The sequence below is a fragment of the Stenotrophomonas chelatiphaga genome, from assembly GCF_032054965.1.
In the GTDB taxonomy this organism is placed as follows: Bacteria; Pseudomonadota; Gammaproteobacteria; order Xanthomonadales; family Xanthomonadaceae; genus Stenotrophomonas; species Stenotrophomonas chelatiphaga.
In genome coordinates this window covers 53,236-69,457 of sequence record NZ_DAMBRS010000014.1, presented here as the reverse complement: position 1 = coordinate 69,457, position 16,222 = coordinate 53,236, and the positions used below count along the sequence as shown (strand labels likewise).

The following is a 16,222-nucleotide window of genomic DNA, read 5'->3' as shown; positions in this document are numbered from 1 at the left end:
GATCCCGATGCACATCGGTAGCGCCGACCCATGGTCGGCGAGCGCAGCGGGCTGCAGGCTCACGGAGTCCGCCGAGCACGGCTCGGCGCTACCGGGCTCTGCGATCCCGATGCACATCGGTAGCGCCGACCCATGGTCGGCGAGCGCAGCGGGCTGCTACACGTATTCGGAAATCTCGATCAGGTTCAGATCCGGATCACGCAGGTAGACAGAACGGATCGGGCCGGTCGCGCCGGTCCGGGCAACCGGGCCCTCGACGACGGGCACGCCCAGTGATTCCAATCGGGCGATGACCTGATCCAACGGCAACGAAGCGATGAAGCACAGATCCAACGCCCCCGGAACCGGCGTGTGTGCCTTGGGCTCGAACTCCCTGCCTTTGACGTGCAGGTTGATCTTCTGATTGCCGAAGCGGAAGGCCTTTCGCCCTTCGCCGAAGCGCTCCAACTGCATGCCCAGCACATCCACGTAGAAGTGCGTCGCTGCCGCTTCGTCGGTCGTGGTCAGCACCAGGTGGTCAAGGTGGTCGATCATGAAACCCTCGCATCAGTTGCATCGGGGTGGGTAAGGCCCGGGGCGGCTTTCCCGCCCCGCCGCACCAATTTTACGCGACCCGCCGCAGCGCCAGCGCTATCCTCCGCGTTATGCCCCCGGCCACCTGAAAGGACGGAACCGATGCGCAAGGTCTCATCCCTGCTCGCCTGCGTGAGCCTCTGCACCGCCCTGCTCTGCCCCCCGGCATGGAGCAGATCGCCCGCCCCGGCGGCACCACGTAGCGAAACCGGTGAGCTGCAGGGAGCGCCCTGGCGGATCGACTACCCGGCCATCTGGAACGGCGAACTGGTGCTGCTGGCGCATGGATTCGAAGCGCTCGGCACGCCTCGCCCGGACCCGTGGCCGGCGAACGAATCCAGCGACGCGCTGGTCAGGGCAGGCTATGCCGTAGCGCAGAGTGGCTATGCCAGCCAGGGCTGGGCGGTCAGCGATGCCATCGACGATACCGAGCGCCTGCGCCAGCACTTCATCGCGAAAAATCCCGCCACGAAGCGGACGTGGATCCTGGGGTTCTCGATGGGCGGTGCGGTGGCGATCGCCACGCTGGAGCGGCTGCCGCAGTATTACGACGGTGGCGTGTCGCTATGCGGCGCCAACCTGCCCGGTGATGTGCTGGCCGGGGAGATGCTGACCTCGCTGCTGGCCTTTGCGTACTTCTTCCCGGATGCGAAAGGGTTGCCCGCCGGTGGGCTGACTTCATCCGCCGTTGCAGGGCTGCCGCAGGGCACGGTGTATGAGCGCATCGCTGCTGCCGTAGAAGCCAAGCCGGAAGCGGCCGCACCGCTGGCCAAGCGGCTTGAGGTGCAGGTCGATGAGCTGGCCGGCACGCTCAGCCTGCACACGCTGGTGTTCCAGCAGCTGGTCACGCGCAGCGGTGGGGTGCCGGTGGGCAACCAGGACACGGTGTACAGCGGCTTCGGGGATGACAAGGCATTCAATGCGGGCGTGCGCCGCGTGGCTGCCGATCCTGCTGCGCAGGCACGGCTGGAACAGTCGCTACGCCTGACCGGCGCCCTGCGCAGACCGCTGCTGCTGCAGTACAACCATGAGGACCCCTCGGTTACTCCGCGCTTCGAACCGGTGTACCTCGCGCTGGCGGCAAAGGCGGGCGCGCGGCCGGCACCCCGCGTGTTGCCGGCCACGGGCGAAGGACATTGCGCGTTCAAGCCGCAGGAAGTGGTGGACGCGGTCGTCATGCAGAGCATGGCGGCGCGGTGACGGTGTCCCTGGCCGCACGCGCATCGGTAGCGCCGACCCATGGTCGGCGAGCGCAGCGGGCCGCATGCTCACGGAGTCCGCCGAGCGCGGCTCGGCGTTACCGGGCTATGGGGTGGGGTGCGAAGACTTCCGCCTGAACTTGCGTGACATCCAGTCCCCCAGATCATCCACCACCGTGAACGCGGCCGGGATCACGATCAGGCTGAGCAGCGTGGAGGTGATCAACCCACCGATCACCGCGATCGCCATGGGCGCGCGGAAGCTGGAGTCACCCGCAAAGCCCAGCGCGATGGGCATCATGCCCGCGCCCATCGCCAGGGTGGTCATGATGATCGGCTGTGCACGCTTGCGGCAGGCATCCACCAGTGCATCGTGCTGGCTCATGCCGTGCTCGTCCTCGGCGATCACCGCGTAGTCCACCAGCAGGATCGAGTTCTTGGTGGCGATGCCGATCAGCATCAGCAGCCCGATCAACGCCGGCAGCGAGAGCATGTTCTGGGTGATCAGCAGCGCACCGAACGCACCACCGGCGCACAGCGGCACCGCCGCCAGGATGGTGACCGGCATCAGCGCATGGTTGAACAGCAGCAACAGCACCATGTAGATACAGATCAACCCCGCCGCCATCGCCAGCATGAAGCCGATGAACAGTTCCACGAATACTTCGGCATCGCCGGTGTTGAGGAAGCTCACGCCCGGCGGCAACTGCTTCACCCCGGGCAGTGCCTGCACCTCGGTCATCACCTCGCCCAGCGGACGCCCGTTGAGTTCAGCGGTGAGGGTGACATTGCGCTGGCGTTGGTAACGCGAAATCTGCGACGGTCCACTGCCCTGCTGGATATCAGCGACCGCAGCGAGCGGCACCGGGCCGTCGCGTCCGGGCACGCGCAGCTGGCCGATCAGCGCCGGATTGGCCAGCGTCGCTTCGGCGAAACCGACGCGGATCGGTACCTGGCGGTCCGGCAGGTTGAGCTTGGCCAGGCGTTGTTCGTAGTCACCGGCGGTGGCGATGCGCGCGGCTTCGGCGATGTCCGCCGTTGCCACGCCCAGATCGGCGGCACGCGCCGAATCCGGAACGATCTGCACTTCCGGTCGCAGCAGCGAGGCGGTGGAGGTGACGCTGCCCAGCCCCTCGATGCCGCGCAGGTCGCGTTCCAGCGCGGTGGAGGCTTCCTGCAGGCGCTGCGGATCATCGCCGGACAGCACCAGCTGCAGCAGGTTGCCCGGTTCGGAACTCACGTAGCTCACGCGCACGCCGGGCAGGTTGGCCAGCTTGTGCCGGGCCTCGCGTTCCAGTGCACGCTGGTCGCGGTCGCGGTCATCGGCCGATCCCCAGTCCAGCACCAGCGTCGCTTTGCGCGGCTCGCCCACGCCGGTGGAACCGGGGTCACCCAAGTCCAGCACGCTGCCCACCGCGGTGTAGACCTGTTTCAGTTCCGGCATGTCCGTGAGCAGCGCGCGCGCACGCTCGGCCACCGCCACGGTGTCCTGCAGACGCGTACCCGGCGGCAGTTCCAGGTTGAGGTTGCTGCGGCCCAGGTCGGACTGCGGAATGAAGGTAGCCGGGATGAACGGCACCAGCCCCAGCGAGGCGACGAACAGGCCGGTGGCCAGCCACAGCGTGCGGCCGCGATGGCGCAGCGCGGCATCCACCCAGCCTAGGTACCAGACCATCAGGCGCGAATCCGGCTTCTCTTCGCCGTGTGGCTTGAGCAGGTAGGCGGCCATCATCGGCGTGAGCAGGCGCGCCACCAGCAGCGAGAACAGCACCGCGGTGGCGGCGGTCCAGCCGAACTCGCGGAAGAACTTGCCCGCGATGCCGGGCATGAAGGCCACCGGCACGAACACCGCCGCCAGCGTCAGCGAGGTGGCGATGACCGCATTGCCGATCTCACCCGCCGCTTCGCGCGCAGCTTCCAGCGGCGGCTTGCCCATGCGCAGGTGGCGCACGATGTTCTCGATCTCCACGATGGCATCGTCGACCAGGATGCCGACCACCACCGACAGCGCCAGCAGGGTGATGATGTTCAGCGTGAAGCCGAAGAAGTACATCACCGCGAAGGTCGGGATGATCGACAGTGGCAACGCCAGCGCCGCCACCCAGGTCGCCCGCCAGTCGCGCAGGAACAGCCACACCACCAGCAGGGCCAGCAGCGCGCCTTCCCACAGCATCGTCATCGACGAATCGTAGGAGCGGTGGGTCTCGTCGATGGCGGTGGTGACCAACCGGAAATCGATGCCCGGATGTTCGGCCTTGATCTTGTCCAGCGCGGCGTGCACGCCGGCTTCCACCTTGACCTCGCTGGAGCCGCGCGTGCGCGACATCGAAAACGCCACGACCTGCTTGCCATCCAGCAGCGCCGCTTCGGTCGGGTCGGCGGCCGCGTCGGTCACCGTGGCCAGCGTGGACAGGCGCACCGCGCGGCCATCGGGCAGCGCGATGGAGTAGTCACGCAGCGCCTGCGCATCGCCTACCGTGCCCAGCGTGCGGATGGTCTGCTGTGCGCCTTCGATTTCGGCCTTGCCGCCCGCGCGCTCCACCTGGATGCGCGCCAGCTGCTGGGATACATCACCGGCGGTGATGCCCATGGCGATCAGTGCGTTGGGGTCCAGGTCCACGCGCACCTGGCGCTCCACGCCGCCCACCCGGGTGACCTGGGCCACGCCCGGCACGCCGTACATCGCGCGCGCGATATCGCGGTCGACAAACCAGCTGGCTTCGTCGCTGCTCATGTGCGGGGCGACCAGCGCATAGGTCATCAGCGAGCCGCCGATGTCGACCTTGGAGATCACCGGCTCCTGGATGTCCTGCGGCAGGTCGGTACGGATGCGGGTGACCGCATCACGCGTGTCGTCCAACGCCGTGGCGAGGTCGGCTTCCAGCTGGAACTCGATGGTGGTGGTGCTGACGCCCTCGCTCACCGAGGACATCACCCGCTTGACGTTGTTGACGGTGGCGACCGAGTCTTCGACCTTGCGCGTGACCTCTGCTTCCAGCTGGCTCGGCGAGGCGCCGGGCTGGGTCACCGTGACGGTGGTCATCGGGAAGGCGATGTCGGGGAAGCGCGCAACCGGCAACTGGTAGAAGCCCCAGAGCCCGGCCACGCACAGCACGAAGAAGATCAGCAGCGCGGGCAGCGGGCGCTTGATCGCCCAGGCGGAAAAATTCATTGCGCAGCCGCCTTCGCCGCATCGGCCTTGGGCGCGCTGACCACGCGCACGCGGTCGCCCTCACCCAGGAAGCCCGCGCCGTCCACCACCACCTGGTCGCCGGCCTTCAGGCCTTCCAGGATGGCGGTGCGCCCCTGCACGGCCTGGCCGGTGCTGACGCGGTGGCGACTGGCCTGCTGCTTGTCGGTGACGGTGAACACGTAGTTGTGGCCGTCGCGCTGGACGATCGCCGCAGTGGGGATGGTCAGCGCCTGCCCGTCACCGGTGACGATGCGGCCTTCCACGTAGACGCCGGGCTTGAGCGGACCGGGTGTGGGTAGGTCGGCATACAGCGTGCCGGTACGGGTCTGCGCATCCACGCCGGGGGTGACCGCGCGGATGCTGCCGGTGACCACCTGGCCTGCGTAGCGCAGTTCGATGGTGTTGCCCACGGCGACGTCGGCCAGCTGGTTTTCCGGCAGTTCGGCGCGCCATTCCAGGCGGCCGTCACGGATCAGGCGCAGCAGCTCGGTGCCGGCCGATACCACCTGGCCGGGCTGAACCAGCCGCTTGGAGATCAAGCCGTCGGCCGGCGCGCGCAGGTCGGCGAAGTCACGCCGCAGCTTCGCTGCATCGCGCGCGGCACGGGCGGTGGCGGTCTGCGCTTCGGCATTGATGCGGTTGGCGCGCAGCTCATCCAGGCTGCTGGCGCTGATCAACTGCTGGGCGGCCAGCTTGGCGCTGCGCTCGTAGTTCATCCGCGCCAGTTCCTGCGACGCCTGCGCCTGCCGCAGCGAGGCATCGGCCTGGGCCAGTTCGCTGTCCAGCGTGCGATGGTCCAGCTGCAGCAGCACTTGGTCCTTCTTGACCCACTGGCCTACGTCCACCGGCAGCGCGGTGACCCGCTGGCCGCTGATTTCTACCCCCAGCTGCATTTCCTCATAGGCCGTGACCGGGCCGGAGACCAGCACCGTGCGCGCCATCGCCTGCTGCTGCGCGGGCGCCAGCGAGACCGGCAGCGCCGCGCTGTCGGCAGCGGTTTCATCGGCCGCTTCGTCCTTGCCACCGCAGCCGGCGAGCAGGGAAACCAGCAGGATCAAAAAGGGTGCACGCATGGGTGGCTTTCCGTGTGGAGGCATCAGGGTCAAAAGGGGTTGGCGAGTCAGGGGGTGCGGCCAAGCCGCAGTTCGATGCCGTCCAGCATCAGTCCCAGGCCCTGTTCAAAACGGGTATCGAAATCGACTTCACGCCAGACCTCGCGCGCTTCCCAGCAATGCGGGAAACGTTGCTCGGCCAGCGCCATGAAGGCCTCGCCCAGCGCTTCCATGCTGCCATCGCCTGGCCAGGATTGTTCTTCGATGACGTAGCCCATCGTGTAGTACACAAGGTCCATCGCCGTGGTGGCGGCGAAGCTGGCCGATGCCCCGGCACCTACCAGCGCGACGATGCTGGCCTCGCCTGCCCGCAGTACGTTCTCGGTGGCCAGGAAGGTACCGGCATAGACCCGCGCGCCATCGCGCCGCGCCTTGAACGCAACGCGGAACTCACGTGCGATCTGCAGCAGGGTCTGGCGCCAGGGCTGCCCCTCCGGGATGACCTGCGCCACGTCGGCGATCATCGCGTCGGCCATGGCGTCGATCAACGCCTGCTTGCTCTTGAAATGCCAGTACAACGACGGCGCACGGATACCCAGCGAGCAGGCCACTTTGCGCAGCGTCACGCCTTCCAGGCCGGCCTCGTCGAGGATCCGGAAGGCCGCCCCGACGATCTGTTCGCGGGCAATGGGTTGGCGCAAGGGGGCTCTACCTAACGTTGTTAGGGAGCGAATCTAACAGCGTTAGGTTGGGCTTCGCAAGGCCCGTTGTGTGACGAGCTGCTTCGGTAGGTGACGACCTGATTCGGTGGGTGACGACCTGATTCGGTGGGTGACGACCTGCATCGGTAGGTGACGACCTGCTTCGGTGGGTGACGACCTGCTTCGGTGGGTGACGACCTGCTTCGGTGCGTGACGACCGTTGGTCGTCACGCTTTCGCCGCTGCGCTCGCCGAGCACGGCTATGCCGGTCGTCCTGACCGGCACCTGCGGGCCGTCGCAAGCGCCGAAGGCAGCGGCTCCTGCCGCTGCCTTCGGCGCTACCGGTCCCCACCGCCGTACCGCCCGCGTGTTCCGTTCGCGTATTCCGTTCCCGGGCGCCATCACCGCTCGCGGGCGCTGCCACCGGTAGTGACGGCCGCTGGCCGTCATGCTCTCCGAGACCCCGCCTGAACCATCGGCCACCCAGCCAGCCCCGGTAAGTCGCCTGTAAGTCAGCGCCAGCAAGACTCGCCGCACTCTCCCCCCAGCGAAGTCCCTCCGATGCTCAAATATGTAGTGTCCGTACCCTTCCTGCTGCCGGGCCTGGCCCTCGCGCAGAACGCCTCCAGCACCGGCGACCTGCTGGCCAAGGCCGAGGACGACCGCTGGTCGATCGGCGTGGCCGCCGCGGCCAGGCAGAGCCCTTACGCGGGCGAAGGCACCCGCGTGCGCCCGCTGCCGCTGGTCACCTTCGAAGGCGAGCGGATCTTCTGGCGCGGCGTGAGCGGCGGCGTGCACGTGTTCAAGGGCGAGTCCTTCACTTTGGATGCCGTGTTGGCCGGCCGCTTCGATGGCGTTGACATCAAGGATCTCGGACGACGCGAGCTGGCAGGCAATGGAGTCGATCGGCACCTGCTGGAGGACCGCGACGACGGCCTCGATGCCGGCCTGGCAGCCAGTTGGAGCAGCCGTGCCGGCGAGTTCAAGCTGAGCGCCCTGGCCGATGTCACCGATACCAGCGGCGGCTACGAGATCGCCGCCGACTACGCGTACGCTCTCACCTGGGGACGTACCACCATCGTCCCGGGGGTCGGCGTCCGCTGGATGTCCAGCGACATGGTCAACTATTACCATGGCACGCTGGAAGAGGAGGTCGCACGCGGCGTGGCACGCTACCAGCCGGGTTCGGCGCTGGTGCCGCAGATCAGTGTCGGCTTCTCGCGTCCGCTGGGCGAAAAATGGCGCGTGATGGGCGGCGTGGACTACCGGTTCCTGCCAGACGAAATCACTGACAGCCCGCTGAGCGAGGCCGATACGGACGGCTCGGCCGGCCTCCGCATCGGCATCACCCGCAGCTTCTGACCTTCCGCTTCCCGGTACCCGCCTGCCATGCCACCGCCCCCGCCTGCCGCCCTGCCCAACCGGATCGCACTCGTCGAAGACCATCCCCGCCTGGCCAGCCTGGTCGAGCGTGGCCTGGGCGCGGCGGGCATCGCGGTGGATATCTACCCCGGCGTGGAAACTGCGTGGCATGCGATTGCCCGGCACGGTTACGCCGCGGCGGTGATCGATCGCGGCCTTCCCGATGGGGATGGCTTGGACCTGGTGCGGCGCATGCGTGCGGCCGGCAACCGCATTCCCTGTCTCATGCTGACGGCCCGCGACGGCCTGCACGATCGTGTCGATGGACTGGATGCGGGAGCCGATGACTACCTGCCCAAGCCGTTCGCCATCGAAGAACTGGCCGCGCGCGTGCGCGCCTTGATGCGCCGGCCATCGGAACTGCGCACACTGGATGTGGTCCACCAAGGACTGCACGTCAAGGCGGCGGAAGGCTGCATGCGCTGTGGCGACGAGCAGATCAGCCTGGCGCCGGCCGAATTGCAGATCATCCTCTCGCTGGTGCACGCCGGCGGCCAGGTGGTCCGCCGCAGCACGTTGGAAGCGGCCGCGTGGGGGGTCGGTGAGGCGGTGACGCCGAATGCGCTGGACGTAGCGCTGCACCGGCTGCGCCGCAAGCTGGCGGCCATCGAATCCGGCCTGGGTGTGGTGAACGTGCGCAACCTGGGCTTTGCCCTGCGGGCAGCCGATGCGGCCGCGTAGCCTCAGCGCACGCCTGATGCTGGCCACGCTGCTGGCACTGCTGGCCGCGGCGGCCGCCGCGGTCGTGGTCACCGCCTGGGTACGGATGAGTACGCCGGAAGACGCGGTGCGCGAGGAATTGCTGGAAGAAGTGGATGAGCTGCAGGCAGCCCTCCGGCTGGATGCCGCTGGCAGGCTGCACGTCGTGCTGCCGCCACAGGCCGGCAACGTGTACGACGCCATGCCCCGCGATGCGGCGTACTGGATTACCGACGCACGGGGCCGCACGCGCGCCAGCAGCCGCGCCGGTCCGGCGCTGGACGCAGTGAAGCGCGTTGCGGCCGGCGCCACCCGCATGACCGTCGCCAACCCCGGTGGCGACATCGCGCTGCAGGTGATCCACGCCCCGATCAACCATGCTGGAACGGCCTACATGGCACACATCGCACGCAGCGACCGGCTGGTGATGACCCTGAAAAACCATGCAGACAAGCTGTACCTGCGTGCCGGCGCGGCGGTGGTCATCCTCGCCCTGCTGACCTTCGCGCTGGTGATCACGCTCACCGTCAACCGCATGCTGCGGCCGCTGCGGCAGGCCTCACGCGTGGCGGCGCGGGTGGGTCCGCGCAACCTGGGCGCACGCCTGCGCAGCGACGGGCTGCCCGCCGAGGTGGTGCCGTTGATCGAGGCGTTCAACGCCGCACTGGAACGCCTGCAACAGGGCTTCCGCGTGCAGCAGGACTTCCTCGCCGCCGCCGCGCACGAGCTGAAGACCCCACTTGCGCTGCTGCAGGCAGAGATCGAGCTCAGTGGTGCCCCCAACACACCGCTGCTGTTGCGTGACACCGAACAGATGGCGCGCCAGGTGCACCAGCTGCTGCACCTGGCCGAAGTCAGCGAGGGCCACAACTACACCTTCGCCCCCATCCGGCTGGGCGCGGTGGTCACCGACGCGGTGGACTATCTGGCACGGCTGTCAGCACAGCACGCGGTGCACGTGGTGGTGCTGCCGCCCCGCATGCCCTCGCCTGCCGTGGAAGCCGATGCATCGGCGGTGTTCGTGCTGGTCAAGAACCTGCTGGAAAACGCGCTGCATCATTCGCCGCCGGGCAGCACCATCACCATCGCACTTCAAGCCGATGGCTTCAGCGTATGCGACCAGGGAGGTGGCGTCGCGGAGGCGGACCGTCCACACCTGTTCGAACGCTTCTGGCGCGGTACGGCCCGCGACGGTCGCGGTGCAGGACTGGGCCTGTCCATCTGCCTGGAAATCTGCCTGTCGCACGGATGGACGATCCGGCTAGAACCTGCCGGTGGCGCACCAGGCGCGTGTTTCGTGGTGGAAACCAGCGGCGGATTGGAATGATCAGCCGACCACGTCGCCATCTTCCTTGGTGAAGGGCGTAGCGATCGGCGGGAGAATCTCCAGCACCACCTCCGATGGACGGCACAGCCGCGTTCCCATTCCGGTCTGCACGAAGGGGCGGTTGATCAGGATCGGGTGGGCCAGCATCGCATCCAGCAAGGCGTCATCACCGAGGTTGGCGTCGTCCAGCCCAAGCTCCAGGTAAGGCGTGCCCTTCTGCCTGATGGCATCGCGCACGCCAAGGCCAGCAGCGGTGATCAACTCAACCAGCCGGCTCCGGTCAGGTGGATCAGACAGATAGTCGATCACCTCCGGCTCAAGGCCTGCGTGCCGGATCAACGCAAGAGTATTGCGCGAGGTTCCGCATCGGGGGTTGTGGTAGATCACTGCATTCACGCGCTTTTCCTGCTCAGACGAAGACCCACGCCAGCATGCCACCGGCGGGCAGAAAAACCAGAATCGCAATCACGCCCAGGCATCCTGAACCACCGGTGCGGCCATGGCCGGAGTACGTGTCCTGCTCGTGGCGAGGCCGCGACTGCAGCCACTTGAGATGGCAGGGAGTGCAGAAGAACCGGGTCTTCCCACGACGCCACGCTTCGATGGTGCGATTACCGTGTCGGCTGGCCGTGTTGCAACGGCCACATTTGAACACCATGTGGGGTGGCTTGCGCTTGGGCCACAACGATCCGACCAGTCCCAGAATGACGGCCGCGGCTACGACGCCTGCGAGGATGGTTTCCGGGCTCACGATGCATCCTTTCTGTCAGCGGTTTGAAGCACAGGGGCGGCGCTGCCCTGCTGTCCCTGCAACTGCGCAGGTCGCGCCCGGCCTCACTATATTCGACGGCAGGCAGATTGCCAGCGGCCGCACAACAGTACCCCGGCCCCACCTGTGACAAAGCGTCGCAGTGCACGCCAAACCGGCCGTCTCACGCGCCGCCCCGGCTGGCTTCCCTTAGAATCAGGGCGTGCGCTCGCCCCTCTTCCACCGCTGGCTCCACGCTTGGGCATGCCTGGCCATGGCCCTGGTGATGGTGGCACCGCTGATCAGCCGGGCGCTGGCCGAGCATCCTGCGCCGACCGCCGTGCTGGCGCCCGCAGAATCCGCCGCCACCCCGCACGCGCGCAGTGCACACAATATGCACCATGGCACGCAGCACGCCATGCATCACGACATGACGGCAGTGCAGCCGCCAGTGCACGCGGCCTCGAGCGACACCGCGCCGCCGGATCCGCACGCCAAGCATGAGATGGGCGTGGAGTGCGACTACTGCCTGATTGCGGCCCGCATGGTCAGCCTGCTGGTAGCGCTGCTGTTGTTGCTAACGGTCTGGCCCGCAGCATTCCGCACGATCACGGCACGTCACCCGACCCGGTCCGCTCCTGCGCTGGGCACGCTGGGCGCGCGCGGTCCACCCGCCATCGCCTGCTGATTCAGTTCGCCCTCCTGCGGCTGCACGCTGCATTTCGACGCGTGACTGAATCCCCGACCTCCCTTCCACCGGGCTGACGCACCGGATCTTCTGCCTGTCCCGACCGCCTCCGGTCGTGGCATTTCGATGTTGTGGACAATGAAAAAACTTCAACCAACGCGCCCGCTGCCAACGGTGATCGTGGCGGCTCTGGCGTGCACGGCCACCGTAGCTTCGCCGGCGGTCGCGCAGGAAGGAACCGCACTGACACTGGGCACCGTACAGGCCCGCGCAACGCCGCAGAGGGAGCTGCCGGCGCGCCTGATGTTCACCTCGGTGGACGTCATCGGTGGTGACCTGCTGCAGCAGCAGAAAGTCGACCACAGCTGGGAGCTGCTGATGAATGCCCCCGGCGTGCAGGTGACCCAGTTCAAGATGGGCACCGATGCCGGCCGCTTCTCCTTCCGCGGCTTCAATGGCGAAGGCCGCATCAACGCAGTCAAGTTGCTGATCGACGGCATTCCCAGCAATGACAACGCCGGCGGCATGCCGTATCTGGACGCCGTGTTCCCGCTGGACATCAGTGCACTGGAAATCGTCCGCGGCACCAACGATGCCCGCTATGGCCTGCATGCCATCGCCGGCGATGTGAACGTACTGACCCGCCAGGGGGGCAACGACGGGCAGGCCAGCGTCACCGTCGGCAGCTTCGGTACCCGCGATATCCAGATCGCCAAAGGAGTCGAAAAGGGCGCGTGGGCGCAGAACTATTTCGTTGGCTGGCGCGGCTCCGATGGCGAGCGCGACCATGCCCGATCCACCCAGCGCAGCTTCTCCGGCAAGTGGTTCTACACCAACGAAGAGAGCCAGTGGCGTGCGGGGCTGACCGCCCGCTATTACAACAACACCGCGCTGGAAGCCGGCTACCTGAGCTACGCCGAAGTGCAGGCCAATCCAACGCAATCACCGGATTACGCGCGCGATGACCGCAGCGAGCGCCAGACCGTCCAGACCGCGCTGCATGCCGATGGCCAACTGGGCAACGGCTGGAGCTGGAATGCCAAGGCTTATCAGAACGACTACCGCAACCAGCGCTGGGTGACCTTCACCGCCGGCGGTGCACAACAGGAGCGCTTCAACGACGAGACGCACCGCGGCGTGATCATCAACACGACCTGGCGCCCTGCGACATCGCTGGCCGATCTGGTGCTGGACGCCGGCGTGGACGCGCAGTGGCAGGACAACCTCGCCGCCCGTTACCGCACCGTGGCGCGCGAACGCCAGACCACCCTGCGTGACTGGCGCTTCGATCTGGATACCCAAGGCGCGTACGTGCAGGCCGTGGTCAAGCCGACTGAAGCGCTGAAGATCGTACCCGCCTACCGGGTGGACCACATCGACGGAGGATTCCACAACCGCGCCGATGGCAGCCATGCGCCCGCCTACCGCTACGGGCTGATCAAACAACCGAAGCTGAGCGTGTCCTACGACCTCGGAGACCGCACCGTGGCCTATGCCAACTGGGGCCGCACCTTCCAGATCGGCAGTGGCAACGGTGCCTACCGTATCCAGGCCAACAACGTGCTGCCCTCGCGCAATGAAGGCTGGGAGAGCGGGTTCAAATGGACGCCGCTGCCGGGGCTGCAGGCCCGCGTGGCGTACTGGGAGCAGCGTGCATCGGATGAAGTCGCCACCATCCTGGGCGTCAACGGGGCGATCGGTGCCAATGAAGTCGGCAACGTCGGCCAGACACTGCGGCGGGGCTGGGATGCCCAGCTGAGCTGGCAGGCCAGCGAACAGTGGCGGGCATGGGGCTCCTATTCGCGGCAGAAAGCGGTGATCACCGTGGCCGACCCGAGCGCACCGCAGACCCGTGGCCGGCAGATCGAGAACGTGCCGAACTGGCTGGCCAGTGCCGGCGTGGACTACGCGCCGCGTGCGGACTGGAGCTTCAGCGCATGGGGCAACGGCCAGGGCGATTACTACGTGGAACGGAGCAACACGCTGGGCCGTCATGGCGGCTACGTACTGATGAACCTGAGCGCGACCTACCACGTGGATGAGCGTAACCGCGTGGCCCTGCAACTGAAGAACGCCACCGACCGCTTCTATGTGTACGCCTGGTATGACAGTGGTACCTCCGGTTACTCGCCCGGCGATGGACGCGCGTTCTACCTGAGCTGGACACGGGATATCTGACATGCAGACCACGCCTACCCAGAGCCCGAGCGATCGCTGGCGCTTCCATCGCGCGGTGTGGCGATGGCACTTCTATGCAGGCCTGTTCGTGCTGCCGTTCATCGCATGGCTGGCGCTGACCGGGGCGGCGTACCTGTACCAGAAGCCGATCGACCGCTGGATCCACCACGATCTGAAAGTAGTCGAACCCACGCGCGGCACGCCTGCATCGGCGAGTGCCCAGATCGCCGCGGTCGAGGCCGTTGCAGCAGGACGAACGTTCCGTTACACCCTGCCCGAGCGCGCCGATGGCAGCGTGGAAATCGGCGTGCAGCAGCCCGATGGAGCGCGCGATGTGTACTACGTCGATCCCGGCACCGCGCGGGTGTTGGGCTCGCTGCCCGACAAGGGCACTTTCTCCGGCGTGGTGCGCCGGCTGCACAGCCTGGACCTGGTCGCACGCTGGGCCAGCGCGTTGATCGAAATCGCCGCGGGCTGGGCGATCCTGCTGGTGGTCACCGGGGTTTTCCTGTGGTGGCCGCGCGGGCAGAGCGGCGGCGTCACCCGCGTGCGGGGGCGACCGGCACAGCGCCTGTTCTGGCGTGACCTGCATGCGGTGACCGGGGTCTGGGTAGGCGCGGTGCTGCTGTTCCTGGCCCTGACCGGCATGCCGTGGTCGCTGGTCTGGGGCAAGCAGGTCAGTGCCTGGGCAAACGGACACAATTCCGGTTATCCGGCGGGCGTACGCGTGGATGTGCCAATGTCCGATCAGCGCCTGGCCGATGCCACTGCCCCGAGCTGGTCGATGGAGCAGGCTCGGCTGCCGGCCTCGCAGCTCGCGCACGCCCATGCCCATGCCCGCCACGCGGCGCCTCCGCAGCAACAGGCACACGAAGGCCATGAAAGCCACGCCGGCGTGGGACCCGGGGATCTTTCGCCGCAGCCCGGGGCCATCGGCATCGGTGCAGCGTTGCAGCGTTTCAACGCGCTCGGCATGGCCCCCGGTTACAGCGTGGCACTGCCGCGTGGCCCCATGGGGGTGTACTCGGCCTCGGTCTATCCGGAGCAGGTGAACCGGCAACGCGTGGTGCACATGGACCAGTACAGTGGCCGCATCCTGCTGGACGTGGGTTACGCCGACTACGGCGTGCTCGGCCGCGGGCTGGAATGGGGCATCAACGTGCATCTGGGCCAGCAATACGGCAGCGTGAACCGCCTGTTGCTGCTGGTTGCCTGTGCAGCGATCGTCCTGCTCTGCGCGAGCGGTGCGGTGATGTGGTGGAAGCGCCGGCCAGCGGGTGGCGTTGGCATCCCTCCCCTGCCGCACGCCAGGCGCACGGTCGCGATCGTGTTCGCGCTGCTGTGCATCGGCGGCATCGTGTTCCCGCTGATGGGGCTTTCGCTGCTGGTCATCGGCGTGCTGGACTATGTGCTGACGCGGGGTTGGCGCAGCAGCTAGCGACGGAACGCTGCGTGTTGCGGCGTTTCGTCGAAGCAGGCAATCAACAGTTCGGTCAGTACCCGCACCTTCAGCGAGGGGTGCGGGCCCGGCGGACGGATTACGTAGATGCCGGCTGCCGGAGGCGGATAACGCGGCATGACCGGCACCAGCGTGCCGGCTTCCAGGTAGGGCTGGGTAAGCCCATCGGGCAGCCAGGCGATGCCCAGTCCCGCCACCGCGGCGGCGATCAGCGCGGTGCCATTGTCGGCCTTGAAACGCCCACGCGGATGCACGGTCACCACGGCATCGCCATCGCTGAACTGCCAGGCTTCGGTGCCCTGCATCAAGGCCTCGTGGGCCAGCAACTCATCCGGCGTTTCCGGCGCGCCGTGGGCCGCCACATAATCCGGACTGGCGACAAGCTTTCCGTACAGCGGTCCCACGCAGCGCGCGATCAGGTTGGAATCGGGCAGGTATCCCACGCGGATCGCGCAGTCGAATCCCTCCGCCACCAGATCGGCAAAGCGGTCGCTGTAGGACGCATGCACGTGCAATTGCGGATGGCGCCGTGCCATCTCGGCGAACACCGAAGCGAAGTGGGTCGGGCCGAAGGTCAGCGGCGCGGCGATACGCAGGCGTCCGCGCAGATCCCCGCTGGGCAGGATCGCGTCGCGCGCCGCATCGATCTCCGCGCAGGCCCTGGCCGCGTGATCGCGGAACGTCGCGCCGGCTTCGGTCAGCGCCGCGCCACGCGTGGTGCGCGCCAGCAGTTGTAAGCCCAGTTCCGCCTCCAGCCGGGCCAGCCGCCGGCTGACGATCGACTTGGACACATTCAGCCGGCGCGCGGCGGGGGAAACGCCGCCTGCGTTGGCCACTTCCACGAACGTGCGCAGCGCTTCGATATCCACCGTGACCTCCCGGATGCACTCCCTAGCCTGACACATGCCGGGCTGGTCCTGCGTTCCCCTTTGCGCGACACAGCTTGGCAGGAAAGGGTTCTACCGCCCCGGGCGGGGGGATGA

The 16,222-nt window shown here is 67.4% G+C and carries 14 protein-coding genes; 7 read left to right on the top strand and 7 right to left on the bottom strand.

The annotated features are described in order from the left end of the window. Positions 1-156: 156 nt before the first annotated feature. Positions 157-534 (bottom strand): VOC family protein, encoded by a 378-nt coding sequence (locus RTX79_RS15510; RefSeq protein ID WP_312684660.1) that lies wholly within the window; start codon positions 532-534, stop codon positions 157-159. A gap of 141 nt (positions 535-675) precedes the next feature. On the opposite strand from RTX79_RS15510, the gene RTX79_RS15505 reads away from it, so the two are divergent. After that, complete coding sequence (locus RTX79_RS15505) at positions 676-1,773, top strand: alpha/beta hydrolase family protein (RefSeq protein WP_312684658.1); 1,098 nt, start codon at positions 676-678, stop codon at positions 1,771-1,773. A gap of 105 nt (positions 1,774-1,878) precedes the next feature. Here RTX79_RS15505 and RTX79_RS15500 read toward each other — a convergent pair whose 3' ends face one another. The 3 genes from RTX79_RS15500 to RTX79_RS15490 are packed head-to-tail and all read right to left on the bottom strand — an operon-like array spanning position 1,879 to position 6,718. Further along, entirely contained in the window at positions 1,879-4,944 is a 3,066-nt protein-coding gene (locus RTX79_RS15500; protein ID WP_312684657.1) for an efflux RND transporter permease subunit, read from the bottom strand. Then, entirely contained in the window at positions 4,941-6,038 is a 1,098-nt protein-coding gene (locus RTX79_RS15495) for an efflux RND transporter periplasmic adaptor subunit (protein WP_312684655.1), read from the bottom strand. The genes RTX79_RS15500 and RTX79_RS15495 overlap by 4 nt, the downstream gene beginning before the upstream one ends. 47 nt (positions 6,039-6,085) lie before the next feature. After that, the gene (locus RTX79_RS15490) at positions 6,086-6,718 is read right to left on the bottom strand and encodes a TetR/AcrR family transcriptional regulator C-terminal domain-containing protein (RefSeq protein ID WP_057508772.1); all 633 of its coding nucleotides are present in this window, start codon (positions 6,716-6,718) and stop codon (positions 6,086-6,088) included. A gap of 576 nt (positions 6,719-7,294) precedes the next feature. Here RTX79_RS15490 and RTX79_RS15485 point away from each other — a divergent pair. From RTX79_RS15485 to RTX79_RS15475, 3 genes are read left to right on the top strand one after another with little or no spacing between them, the layout of a single operon-like run. After that, positions 7,295-8,080: a MipA/OmpV family protein gene (locus RTX79_RS15485; RefSeq protein WP_312684654.1), complete on the top strand. Its 786-nt coding sequence runs from the start codon at positions 7,295-7,297 to the stop codon at positions 8,078-8,080. A gap of 27 nt (positions 8,081-8,107) precedes the next feature. Then, positions 8,108-8,821 carry a response regulator transcription factor gene (locus tag RTX79_RS15480; protein WP_057508770.1) on the top strand — a complete coding sequence of 238 codons (714 nt, stop codon included), beginning with the start codon at positions 8,108-8,110 and terminating at the stop codon, positions 8,819-8,821. After that, entirely contained in the window at positions 8,808-10,166 is a 1,359-nt protein-coding gene (locus RTX79_RS15475) for a sensor histidine kinase (protein ID WP_312684653.1), read from the top strand. The genes RTX79_RS15480 and RTX79_RS15475 overlap by 14 nt, the downstream gene beginning before the upstream one ends. Here the strand turns inward: RTX79_RS15475 and arsC are convergent, their stop codons facing one another. After that, a complete protein-coding gene (gene arsC / locus RTX79_RS15470) occupies positions 10,167-10,562 on the bottom strand; it encodes an arsenate reductase (glutaredoxin) (RefSeq protein WP_312684652.1) in 396 nt (131 codons plus the stop codon). A 13-nt stretch (positions 10,563-10,575) separates the two neighbouring features. Then, entirely contained in the window at positions 10,576-10,917 is a 342-nt protein-coding gene (locus tag RTX79_RS15465) for a hypothetical protein (protein ID WP_312684651.1), read from the bottom strand. Between the two features lie 271 nt (positions 10,918-11,188). On the opposite strand from RTX79_RS15465, the gene RTX79_RS15460 reads away from it, so the two are divergent. From RTX79_RS15460 to RTX79_RS15450, 3 genes are all read left to right on the top strand, one after another. Further along, positions 11,189-11,602: a DUF2946 family protein gene (locus tag RTX79_RS15460; protein ID WP_312684649.1), complete on the top strand. Its 414-nt coding sequence runs from the start codon at positions 11,189-11,191 to the stop codon at positions 11,600-11,602. A gap of 138 nt (positions 11,603-11,740) precedes the next feature. Beyond that, the gene (locus RTX79_RS15455) at positions 11,741-13,780 is read left to right on the top strand and encodes a TonB-dependent receptor (RefSeq protein WP_312684648.1); all 2,040 of its coding nucleotides are present in this window, start codon (positions 11,741-11,743) and stop codon (positions 13,778-13,780) included. 1 nt (position 13,781) lies between these two features. Beyond that, entirely contained in the window at positions 13,782-15,218 is a 1,437-nt protein-coding gene (locus RTX79_RS15450; RefSeq protein ID WP_312684647.1) for a PepSY-associated TM helix domain-containing protein, read from the top strand. Here the strand turns inward: RTX79_RS15450 and RTX79_RS15445 are convergent. Further along, positions 15,215-16,108: a LysR family transcriptional regulator gene (locus RTX79_RS15445; RefSeq protein WP_312684646.1), complete on the bottom strand. Its 894-nt coding sequence runs from the start codon at positions 16,106-16,108 to the stop codon at positions 15,215-15,217. The genes RTX79_RS15450 and RTX79_RS15445 overlap by 4 nt on opposite strands. Between the last annotated feature and the right edge of the window lie 114 nt (positions 16,109-16,222).